Annotated in this window: 11 protein-coding genes; 6 read left to right on the top strand and 5 right to left on the bottom strand. The window is 72.5% G+C overall.

Going from position 1 to position 10,026, the window contains the following annotated elements; genetic code table 11:
• On the bottom strand, nt 1-1,425 hold a 1,425-nt coding region (locus tag PV364_RS36310), incomplete at its 3' end, for a DEAD/DEAH box helicase (protein ID WP_319665136.1).
• A gap of 494 nt (nt 1,426-1,919) precedes the next feature.
• Between PV364_RS36310 and PV364_RS36305 the strand changes: the two genes are divergently transcribed.
• The gene (locus PV364_RS36305) at nt 1,920-2,654 is read left to right on the top strand and encodes a ferritin-like fold-containing protein (protein WP_319665121.1); all 735 of its coding nucleotides are present in this window, start codon (nt 1,920-1,922) and stop codon (nt 2,652-2,654) included.
• A 39-nt stretch (nt 2,655-2,693) separates the two neighbouring features.
• Here PV364_RS36305 and PV364_RS36300 read toward each other — a convergent pair whose 3' ends face one another.
• The 4 genes from PV364_RS36300 to PV364_RS36285 form a co-directional block, all read right to left on the bottom strand.
• Nucleotides 2,694-2,972 carry a hypothetical protein gene (locus tag PV364_RS36300; protein ID WP_319665120.1) on the bottom strand — a complete coding sequence of 93 codons (279 nt, stop codon included), beginning with the start codon at nt 2,970-2,972 and terminating at the stop codon, nt 2,694-2,696.
• A 123-nt stretch (nt 2,973-3,095) separates the two neighbouring features.
• The gene (locus PV364_RS36295; protein WP_319665118.1) at nt 3,096-3,326 is read right to left on the bottom strand and encodes a DUF3107 domain-containing protein; all 231 of its coding nucleotides are present in this window, start codon (nt 3,324-3,326) and stop codon (nt 3,096-3,098) included.
• Between the two features lie 116 nt (nt 3,327-3,442).
• Nucleotides 3,443-4,078 carry a TetR/AcrR family transcriptional regulator gene (locus tag PV364_RS36290; protein ID WP_319665116.1) on the bottom strand — a complete coding sequence of 212 codons (636 nt, stop codon included), beginning with the start codon at nt 4,076-4,078 and terminating at the stop codon, nt 3,443-3,445.
• Between the two features lie 100 nt (nt 4,079-4,178).
• Nucleotides 4,179-4,424 carry a hypothetical protein gene (locus PV364_RS36285; RefSeq protein ID WP_401978081.1) on the bottom strand — a complete coding sequence of 82 codons (246 nt, stop codon included), beginning with the start codon at nt 4,422-4,424 and terminating at the stop codon, nt 4,179-4,181.
• A gap of 225 nt (nt 4,425-4,649) precedes the next feature.
• On the opposite strand from PV364_RS36285, the gene PV364_RS36280 reads away from it, so the two are divergent.
• The 5 genes from PV364_RS36280 (at nt 4,650) to PV364_RS36260 (ending at nt 10,021) form a co-directional block, all read left to right on the top strand.
• Nucleotides 4,650-5,624, top strand: a complete 975-nt coding sequence (locus PV364_RS36280; RefSeq protein ID WP_319665114.1) for an alpha/beta hydrolase — start codon at nt 4,650-4,652, stop codon at nt 5,622-5,624.
• A 4-nt stretch (nt 5,625-5,628) separates the two neighbouring features.
• Nucleotides 5,629-6,996 carry a DUF3152 domain-containing protein gene (locus PV364_RS36275; protein ID WP_319665113.1) on the top strand — a complete coding sequence of 456 codons (1,368 nt, stop codon included), beginning with the start codon at nt 5,629-5,631 and terminating at the stop codon, nt 6,994-6,996.
• A 40-nt stretch (nt 6,997-7,036) separates the two neighbouring features.
• Nucleotides 7,037-7,156 carry an Ms4533A family Cys-rich leader peptide gene (locus tag PV364_RS36270; RefSeq protein WP_319665111.1) on the top strand — a complete coding sequence of 40 codons (120 nt, stop codon included), beginning with the start codon at nt 7,037-7,039 and terminating at the stop codon, nt 7,154-7,156.
• Between the two features lie 157 nt (nt 7,157-7,313).
• Nucleotides 7,314-9,032: an ABC transporter substrate-binding protein gene (locus tag PV364_RS36265; protein ID WP_319665109.1), complete on the top strand. Its 1,719-nt coding sequence runs from the start codon at nt 7,314-7,316 to the stop codon at nt 9,030-9,032.
• On the top strand, nt 9,029-10,021 hold the full coding sequence (locus PV364_RS36260) for an ABC transporter permease (RefSeq protein WP_401978076.1): 993 nt from the start codon (nt 9,029-9,031) through the stop codon (nt 10,019-10,021). Before PV364_RS36265 ends, PV364_RS36260 begins: the two co-directional genes overlap by 4 nt.
• Nucleotides 10,022-10,026 lie beyond the last annotated feature (5 nt).

Raw genomic sequence — 10,026 nt, 5'->3', positions numbered from 1 at the left:
CGTCCGGGTACGGCGCCGGCGGCGCGGCACGGGGCGCTCCTCGGCCGGTGCGCCCTCGGCGGTGTCGAGCACGGCCTCGGCGGTCTGCTCGGCGCCGGCGGCCGCCTCCGTCACCGGGCTCCCGCCGCGGGTACGGCGGCGCTGGCGCGGGGTGCGGGTGCGGGCCGGACGCTCCTCGGGCTCGGCCGCGGGACCGGCCGCCTTGCGGCCGCCACGACCGCGGCCGCGGCCGCCGGTCTCGCCCAGGTCCTCGATCTCCTCGGCGTCGAGCCCGGCACGGGTGCGCTCGGCGCGCGGCAGGACGCCCTTGGTGCCCTGCGGGATGCCCAGCAGCTCGTAGAGGTGGGACGAGGTGGAGTAGGTCTCCTCCGGGTCGTTGAACGGCAGGTCCAGCGCCTTGTTGATCAGCTGCCAGCGCGGGATGTCGTCCCAGTCGACCAGGGTGATCGCGGTGCCGGACGCGCCCGCGCGGCCGGTGCGGCCGATGCGGTGGAGGTAGGTCTTCTCGTCCTCCGGCGTCTGGTAGTTGATCACGTGCGTGACGCCCTCGACGTCGATGCCGCGGGCGGCGACGTCGGTGCAGACCAGGACGTCGACCTTGCCGTTGCGGAAGGCCCGCAGCGCCTGCTCGCGGGCGCCCTGGCCGAGGTCGCCGTGGACGGCGCCCGAGGCGAAGCCGCGCTGCTCCAGCTGCTCCGCGAGGTCGGCCGCGGTGCGCTTGGTGCGGCAGAAGATCATCGCCAGGCCGCGGCTCTCGGCCTGGAGGATGCGGGAGACGAGCTCCGGCTTGTCCAGGGAGTGCGCACGGAAGATGTGCTGGGTGGTGTTGGCGACGGTCGCGCCCTCGTCGTCCGGCGAGGTGGCGCGGATGTGCGTGGGCTGCGACATGTAGCGGCGGGCCAGGCCGATCACGGCGCCCGGCATCGTCGCGGAGAAGAGCATGGTCTGCCGCTTGGCCGGCAGCATGTTGATGATCTTCTCGACGTCGGGGAGGAAGCCGAGGTCGAGCATCTCGTCGGCCTCGTCGAGGACCAGCGCGCGCACATTGCGGAGGCTGAGCTTCTTCTGGCCGGCGAGGTCCAGCAGCCGTCCCGGGGTGCCGACGACCACCTCGACGCCCTTCTTCAGGGCCTCGACCTGCGGCTCGTAGGCGCGCCCGCCGTAGATGGCCAGCACGCGGACGTTGCGCACCTTGCCGGCGGTCAGCAGGTCGTTGGTGACCTGCTGGCACAGCTCGCGGGTGGGGACGATCACCAGCGCCTGCGGCCCGTCGACGACGTCCTCGGGGCGGGCGCGGCCGGCCTCGACGTCGACCGGGACGACGACCCGCTCCAGGAGCGGGAGGCCGAAGCCCAGGGTCTTGCCGGTGCCGGTCTTGGCCTGGCCGATCACGTCGTTGCCCGCCAGGGCGACCGGGAGGGTCATCTCCTGGATCGGGAAGGGCGTGATGATGCCGACGGCTTCGAGGGCCTCGGCGGTTTCGGGGAGGATCCCCAGGTCACGGAAGGTCAAGGTGGTGGTCAGGATGCTGCCTCTTCTGTTTCTGGGCGCGGCGCCGTGCTGTGAAGCGGGGAGGGTCGAACGCAGGGAACTGCGCTGACCGCGCGGGGTGTCGTACGGCCATGGGCGGCCGAGGTGCGCGGGACCGCTGCCCTCGCGTGCGCCGCGAAGTGGGCCCCTCCCCAGACGCGGGGAGGGCGGTCGGTAGGAGCCGATCGGGCCACCGACCGGGCATCCATTTGTGCTCGTTCACAAATTACCCGCCGGTTCACCTGGCGGGCTCATACCACTGTACCCCGGAATCACACAGCCGAGGTGGTCCGATTTCCGGGATGCGGGACGGGACCCCCGGGGACTTCCGCGTGGCGGGGTCGTACGGGATGGTTGCCGGGCTGGTGGGGTTGGCTATTGTGCGCACCATGGAGACGCCTGAGACCCCCGCCGAGACCCCCGACGCTCCCACCATCGCGGCCCAGGACTGGGCCGCCGCGTCCGCCGATCCGCAGTACCGCGCCGCGGTGGTGGACCTGCTGGGGGCGCTCGCCTACGGGGAGCTGGCCGCATTCGAGCGACTGGCGGAGGACGCGAAGCTCGCGCCGTCCCTGGAGGACAAGGCGGAGCTCGCCGCGATGGCGTCCGCCGAGTTCCACCACTTCGCGCAGCTGCGCGACCGCCTGTCGGCGATCGAGGCGGCCCCGACCCAGGCGATGGAGCCCTTCGCGGCGGCGCTGGACGAGTTCCACCGCCAGACCGCGCCCTCGGACTGGCTGGAGGGCCTGGTCAAGGCCTACGTGGGCGACTCGATCGCCTCCGACTTCTACCGCGAGGTCGCGGCCCGGCTGGACACCGACACCCGTGAGCTCGTCCTCGCCGTGCTCGACGACACCGGCCACGCCTCCTTCGCCGTGGAGAAGGTGCGCTCGGCGATCGAGGCCGACCCCCGGCTCGGCGGCCGGCTCGCGCTGTGGGCGCGGCGGCTGATGGGCGAGGCACTGTCGCAGGCGCAGCGGGTGGTAGCCGACCGGGACGCGCTGTCCACGATGCTGGTGGGCGGGGTCGCGGACGGCTTCGACCTCGCGGAGGTAGGCCGGATGTTCACCCGGATCACCGAGGCCCACACCAAGCGCATGGCCGCCCTGGGCCTGTCCGCCTGATTCGGGCCCCGGCCGACGGCTCGCCTCCGGTGCGAGGTCCTACGCGGGGCGGGGCGCCGGCCTGCGGCGTTCCGCCCGGGGCCGGCGGACCAGCACCGACAGCAGTGCGGCCGCCACGGCCACGGACAGCGTCAGGTTGAGCGCGAAGAGCGCCGAGCCGAGCACCGTACGGGCGATGGAACCGCCGACGAGGGCGGCGACAGGGCCGGTGACCAGCGCGAGCGGCGCCGCGGGGAGGCGGTGCCGGGGGAGCAGCCTGGTCGCGGCACAGGCGACGACGAGCCCGGCGGCGGCGAACGCGATCGTTTCCCACAGCATGCGGCGGCCCCTCCCTGAGGTGACGGTCGCTCCGGGTCCTACCCCGCCGGACGGGAACATGAAACGGCGGGCCACCCCCTCGTGAGGGTGACCCGCCGTCGTCGTGCTCCGTAGCCGGTCCGGCTACAGCTGGGCCCCGAAGCCCACGCGGCGCTGGGCCGGCTCGCCGATCTCCACGTAGGCCAGCCGGTCGGCAGGGACGAGCACGCGCTTGCCCTGCTCGTCGGTGAGGCTGAGCAGCTTGCCGGTGCCCGTCAGGGCCTCGGCGACGGCCTTCTCGACTTCCTCGGCCGTCTGCCCGCTCTCGATGCTGATCTCACGCGGCGCGTGCTGCACGCCGATCTTGACCTCCACGGCTTTCGTCCCTCCGAACGGTCTGCGGTGTGCGCGGTGATTCGCGCCGTACGCAGGACACATTAGCCGCGCCCGCGCCCCGCCGATCGGCCGACGGGCACGCCCTCAGCGAACAGTCAGTGCTCGGTGCCGTGCAGCGGGAAGCCGGCGATGCCGCGCCAGGCCAGTGAGGTCAGCAGTTGCACCGCGGTGTCCCGGGGCATGGAGCTGCCGCTGGAGAGCCAGTAGCGGGCCACCACCTGGGAGACGCCGCCGAGGCCGACGGCCAGCAGCATCGACTGCTCCGTGGCCAGCCCGGTGTCCTCGGCGATCACCTCGCTGATCGCCTCGGCGCACTGCAGCGAGACCTTGTCGACGCGCTCGCGCACCGCCGGCTCGTTGGTCAGGTCCGACTCGAAGACCAGCCGGAAGGCACCGCCCTCGTCCTCCACGTACGCGAAGTAGGCGTCCATGGTCGCGGACACGCGCTGCTTGTTGTCCGTGGTGGAGGCCAGGGCCGTGCGCACCGCGTCCAGCAGGGCCTCGCAGTGCTGGTCCAGCAGGGCCAGGTAGAGGTCCAGCTTGCCGGGGAAGTGCTGGTAGAGCACGGGCTTGCTCACGCCCGCCCGCTCGGCGATGTCGTCCATCGCGGCGGCGTGGTAGCCCTGGGCGACGAACACCTCCTGGGCCGCGCCCAGCAGCTGGTTGCGCCGGGCCCGGCGCGGCAGACGTGTGCCGCGAGGGCGTGCCTCAGTCCGCTCGATGGCTGTCACGCCGCCTCCCAAGTGATGTCGTTCTGCGCTGCGGGTGCCATCGTACTTTTCGGTAGTGGGGCCATGCGCTGTGCGAACGCACATTCTCACCAAGTGGAACTCACCGGTAGTCGTCCTCGTCGAGTTCCACCACCCGCCGCTGCTCCGCCACATCCGCCGGATCGGCGTCGTCGGGCCGTTCGGTGATCGGGACATCGCGGTGCTGCAGCAGCTCGAGGTGCTGCTCGGCGATGTCGTACTCGGGGGCCTCGATGTCGGCCTCGGTGTCCTCCAGGTCGTCGGTGATGTCGGTCAGGTCGGTGATCTCGGTGAGGTCACCGTTGAATGTCTCGATGTCGTCGGACACGGGCACCTCCCTTCCTGTCCGGAATCGGCGGTCCCCGGGCTCGCGGGACCACCCGGCCGCCAGCGCTGTTCTCGCTTCGTCCGTCTGTCTCCCCTTGTTCCCCTCTTGCGAGGGTAGGAGACGTCATCGGCGCCCGCAGAGTGACGGGAGGGGCGAAAAAATCCGGGCGGCGCGTGTGAGGGCGAACACACAAGCGTACGCGTGATCGTCTCGTAACATTGCCCCATGTCCTCGACGGAGTCCCCAGAAGCCGCACTCGCCGCCGTGCCTCTGCCGCCTTCGGGGCCGGGGGCCGGGGACGGCGAGAGCGTGCGCGTGGTGTCCCTGCCCGGCCTGACGCTGACCGTCCGCTCGCGTGCGGACGAGGACGAGGGGCTGGCCCCCGCGCTCTTCGTGCACGGCCTGGGCGGTTCCTCCCTGAACTGGTCCCTGCTGATGGGCGTGCTGTCCGACCGGGTCCGCGGTGAGGCGCTCGACCTGCCCGGATTCGGCTACTCGCCGCCGCCCGACGACGGCAACTACTCGATCGGGGGGCACGCGCGCGCGGTCGTGCGCCTCATGGAGGCCTCCGGGCGCGGTCCGGTGCACCTCTTCGGCAACTCCCTGGGCGGCGCGGTGGCCACCAAGGTGGCCGCGGCCCGGCCCGACCTGGTCCGTACCCTCACCCTGATCTCGCCCGCCCTGCCCGAAGTGCCGCCGCAGCGCAGCGCCTGGCCGACCGGCATCCTCGGGGTGCCGGGGGTGGCCGCGCTCTTCACCCGGGCGACCCGGGGCTGGACGGTGGACCGGCGCACCCGCCAGCTGCTCGCACTCTGCTACGGCGACCCGGGCAAGGTGACCGAGGAGGCCTTCGCCGAGCACGCCGAGGAGTACGAGCGGCGGCTGGCCCTCCCCTACTTCTGGGACGCTCTGACGCGCTCCGCGCGCGGCATCGTCGACGCCTACACGCTGGGCGGGCAGCACAATCTGTGGCGGCAGGCCGAGCGTGTGCTGGCGCCGACGCTGCTGGTGTACGGAGGCCGGGACAGGCTCGTCGCCCCCCGGATGGCGTACCGTGCCGCGCGTACCTTCCGGGACGCGAGGCTGCTGCTGCTCCCCGACAGCGGGCACGTCGCGATGATGGAACACCCGGACGCGGTCTCGCGGGCCTTCCGCGAGCTGCTGGACGCCACGGACACGGACGCGCGGACGGATCACTGACGGCATGGGCAGGCACAGCGCACCGGGCGGCCGCGACGGCCGCCGCGACGACACTTCCGGCGGCATATCCGGCGGCTCGGGCAACGGCCGCCGCAGGCGCGGACCGGCCACCACGGTCCCGCCGCGTCCGGCCGGGCCGGGCACCCCGGCCCCCGGCGGCTGGGACGGCTTCCGGCCCGGTGACACCGCCCGGGACCGCCAGGAGGGCTCCGGGCACGGGCACCCGGAGCACCGCGAGCACTCCGCCTGGGGCCGGACCGGTTCCTGGGCCCCGCCGCGCACCCCGCGGGGCGCGCGGCCCGCGGACCTCGCGGACTCCGCGCTGGCGCCGGAGGACCTGCGGGACTCCGACGCCGCCGACGACCCTGCCGATACCGGCGGCCGGCCGGCCGGGCTGCTGCCGCGCCAGCGCACGGCCCCGCCGCCGCCCGGTCGGCGAATACCCGGCCCGCGGAAGGACTTCGTCGCCGCCTTCGACGCCGCCGCGCCGCCGGACGAGGCCGCCGACGCCGGCGATGCCGTTGACGCCGGCGATGCCGAGGACGCGCCGAAGAAGGGCTCCAAGGCGCGCGCGTTCACCGGAACGGCCGCAGCCGCGGTGGTCACCGTCCTGGCCGTCGTGGTGGCCGGGCAGCTGTACGGCGGCCACGACGGGAAGCGTCAGGCCGCGGCCGGCACCGCCGACGCGTCCCGGGCGGCGGAGGACTCCGCGTCCCGCTCCCAGGACCGGGCGACCCCCTCGACCCCACCCTCGGTTGCCGCCGCGCCGCTCACCTACGACCAGGCGATGGCCCGGCAGTACCCGCTCGACAAGGACCTGCACCTGAGCGGCGCCTTCCAGACCGTCGGCGGCCACCAGAACGCGCCCGGCGGGGGCAAGCGGCTGCGCGTGCGGGTCGACGTCGAGAAGGGCCTGCCGCTGGACGGCCGGCTCTTCGCCGACGCGGTCTTCACGACGCTGAACGACAAGCGGAGTTGGGCGCACGACGGCGCCCGCAGCTTCGAGCGCGTGTCAACCGGGCACGCCGACATCGTCATTACCCTGGCGAGTCCCGGAACCACGGCGAAGGTGTGCGCGGAATCCGGCCTGGACACGACAGTTGACAACGTGTCATGTGACGCGGCGTCCACTCCGCGCACCATGATCAACGCCTTCCGGTGGGCGCAGGGGTCCCCGACGTACGGCCCGGCGAGGATGCACGCCTACCGCCAGATGCTGATCAACCACGAGGTGGGGCACCGGCTCGGCTACAACCACGTGCTGTGCCCGAAGAACGGGGCTCTCGCCCCGGTGATGATGCAGCAGACGAAGTTCCTGACCATCGACGGGCTGACCTGCAAACCGAACGCCTGGCCCTACCCCCGTGGATAGATTTTTGACATCGGGCGATTCATCGTTCAATGTTTTCGGCATGCCGCAGCACCGCCCCGCCACACACGCCGACGCCAGCATCGAGCTGGCGCTCATCGGCGTGGCCGGGCAGAGCGTGGCCGACATCTCGTGTCGCCCTTCCACGGTGCCGGGCGCGTAAACGGGAATCCCCCCTTCACCGCCCCGGAGCCATCCGCCCGTGGGCGCGGTGCTTGACGCACGCTTTTCACCGGTTCCTCCGACGGGACCGTTCGCCGCTGCCTGCGGGTCTCTCTCTGCCCCGCCCTCTTGCCTCGCAGCCGCGAAAGGTCTTTTCGATGTCCAAGTTGTCCGTCACACCCCGCCGCCTCGCCGCGGCCGCCGTCGTCCTGGCGATCACCGGTGGCGCCGCCGCCTGCGGCCCGGAGGAGAACGGGGCCAAGGCGGCCGGCGGCGGCAGCAAGCCCGCCAAGGGCGGCACGCTCTACGTCCTCAACCAGTCGGCCCAGGAGGACTTCGACCCCGCCCGGCTCTACACCTCCGGCGGCGGCAACATACCCGGCCTGGTCTTCCGCACCCTGACCACCCGCAACCGCGAGAGCGGCGCTCCGGGTGCCAAGGTCGTCCCGGACCTGGCCACGGACAACGGCACGCCGAACGCGGACGCCACCGTCTGGACGTACCACCTCAAGGACGGCCTGAAGTACGAGGACGGCTCGCCCATCACCACCGCCGACATCAAGTACGGCATCGAGCGGTCCTTCGCCGCCGAGCTGTCCGGCGGCGCCCCGTACCTGCGGGACTGGCTGATCGGCGGCAAGGACTACCAGGGCCCGTACAAGGACAAGGGCGGCCTGGCCTCCATCGAGACCCCGGACGCGAAGACCATCGTCTTCCACCTGAACAAGCCCGAGGGCGACTTCCCGTTCCTGGCGACCCAGACCTCCTTCGCCCCGGTGCCGCAGGCCAAGGACACCGGCACCAAGTACGAGAACCACCCGTTCTCCTCCGGCCCCTACAAGGTCGTGACGAACCAGAACGACGGGCAGCACCTGGTCCTGGAGCGCAACACCCACTGGGACCCGAAGACCGACGAGGAGCGCAAGGCCTACCCGGACACGATCGACATCCAGTCCGGCCTGGCCGCCGCCGTGATCAACCAGCGGCTGTCCTCCGGCGCCGGCAAGGACGCGGCCGCCGTCACCACCGACACCAACCTCACCGCTGCCGAGCTCGCGAAGATCACCGGTGACAAGGAGCTGGCGAGCCGGGTGGGCACGGGCCACTTCGGCTACACCGACTACATCGCCTTCAACCCGAAGGTGAAGCCCTTCGACAACCCGAAGGTGCGCCAGGCCATCGCCTACGCGACCGACCGCACCACCGTCGTCAACGCCCTGGGCGGCTCCTCCCTCGCCGAGCCCGCGACCACCTTCCTGCCGGCGCAGAAGTCCTTCGGCTACACCCCGTACGACCTGTTCCCCGCGGGGGCGAACGGCAACGCCGCCAAGGCGAAGGAGCTGCTGAAGGAGGCCGGCTACCCCAAGGGCCTGACCGTCACCCTCTCCCACGACTCCAGCACCGGTGACGAGCAGGGCCCCGAGGTCGCCACCGCCCTGCAGGACGCGCTGAAGAAGGCCGGCATCACCGTCGAGCTCGACGGCCTGGAGTCCAGCGCCTACAGCGAGAAGATCCACGGCGTGAAGACCGAGCCGGGCTTCTTCCTCACCGGCTGGGGTGCCGACTGGCCGTCCGGCGGCCCCTTCCTGGCCCCGATCTTCGACGGCCGGCAGATCGTCAAGGACGGCTACAACTTCAACAACGCCCAGCTGGACGACCCGGCCGTGAACAAGGAGATCGACGAGATCAACAAGCTCACCGACCTCCAGGCCGCCGCCACCCGCTGGGGCGCGCTGGACAAGAAGATCGGTGAGCAGGCGCTGACCGTGCCGCTGGTGCACCCCGTCTACAAGCGCCTGTACGGCAAGGACGTCAAGAACGTCGTCATCAGCGACTGGACCGGTGTCCTCGACGTGGCGCAGGTCGCGGTCAAGTGACCACCACCGACGTACTGGTGGCGCCCGGCGCGGCCTCGGACAACTCCGGGGCCGCGCCGGGCGCCCGGCAGGTCTGGCGACGGCTGCGCGCCCAGCGCGCGGCCCTCGCCGGCGTCGCCGTGATCGCCCTGCTGGTCCTGGTGGCCCTCGCGGCCCCGCTGCTCACCGCCCTGGAGGGGCAGGACCCGGACGCCTACCACGCCTCGGCCGTCGACTCCGCCCTCGGCGGGGTCCCGCTCGGCTCCTTCGGCGGCGTGAGCGCCCACCACTGGCTCGGTGTCGAACCCGGGACCGGCCGCGACCTGTTCGCCCGGCTCGTCCACGGCGCCCGGATCTCGCTCGGCATCGGCGTCGGCGCCACCGTGGTGCAGGTGGTCATCGGCGTCGCCGTCGGCCTGGCCGCCGGCCTCGGCAACCGCGTGCTGGACGGCCTGCTCAGCCGGACCACCGACGTGATGCTGGCGCTGCCCACCCTGGTCTTCTCGATCGCGCTGCTGGCGATCGTCCCCGCCGGGTTCCCGCGCCCGGTGCTGCTGATCCTCGTCCTCGGCCTGCTCGGCTGGGGCGGCACCTCCCGCATCGTCCGCGCCCAGACCCTGACCCTGAAGTCCCTGGACTACGTGGCCGCCGCCCGGCTCGGCGGGGCCGGCCGCTGGCGCGTCGCCCGCCGCGAGCTGCTGCCGTCGCTGGCCGCGCCCGTGGTGACGTACACCGCGCTCCTGGTGCCGGGCAACATCGCCTCCGAGGCGGGGCTGTCCTTCCTCGGCATCGGTGTGAAGCCGCCCACGCCCTCTTGGGGGCAGATGCTGTCCTCGGCCACCACCTGGTACCAGGCCGATCCCACGTACGTGCTGCTGCCCGCCGGGCTGATCTTCGTCACCGTGCTGGCGTTCACCGCGCTCGGCGACGGGGTCCGCACCGCCCTCGACCCGCGGGCGGCCAGCCGGATCCGCGTGCTGGCGCGGCGGCGGAAGAAGGCGGGCTCCTGATGGCC

The organism is Streptomyces sp. MI02-7b (genome assembly GCF_033793585.1).
Classification (GTDB): Bacteria; Actinomycetota; Actinomycetes; order Streptomycetales; family Streptomycetaceae; genus Actinacidiphila.
This window is presented reverse-complemented; position numbering and strand designations above follow the sequence as displayed.

What these genes read in the sequence shown, in the direction of transcription:
- PV364_RS36275 (WP_319665113.1), top strand. Translation starts at nt 5,629, where the DNA reads ATGGGCAGGCACAGCGCACCGGGCGGCCGCGACGGCCGCCGCGACGAC.
- PV364_RS36265 (WP_319665109.1), top strand. Translation starts at nt 7,314, where the DNA reads ATGTCCAAGTTGTCCGTCACACCCCGCCGCCTCGCCGCGGCCGCCGTC.
- PV364_RS36270 (WP_319665111.1), top strand. Translation starts at nt 7,037, where the DNA reads ATGCCGCAGCACCGCCCCGCCACACACGCCGACGCCAGCATCGAGCTG.
- PV364_RS36280 (WP_319665114.1), top strand. Translation starts at nt 4,650, where the DNA reads ATGTCCTCGACGGAGTCCCCAGAAGCCGCACTCGCCGCCGTGCCTCTG.
- PV364_RS36300 (WP_319665120.1), bottom strand. Translation starts at nt 2,972, where the DNA reads ATGCTGTGGGAAACGATCGCGTTCGCCGCCGCCGGGCTCGTCGTCGCC.
- PV364_RS36305 (WP_319665121.1), top strand. Translation starts at nt 1,920, where the DNA reads ATGGAGACGCCTGAGACCCCCGCCGAGACCCCCGACGCTCCCACCATC.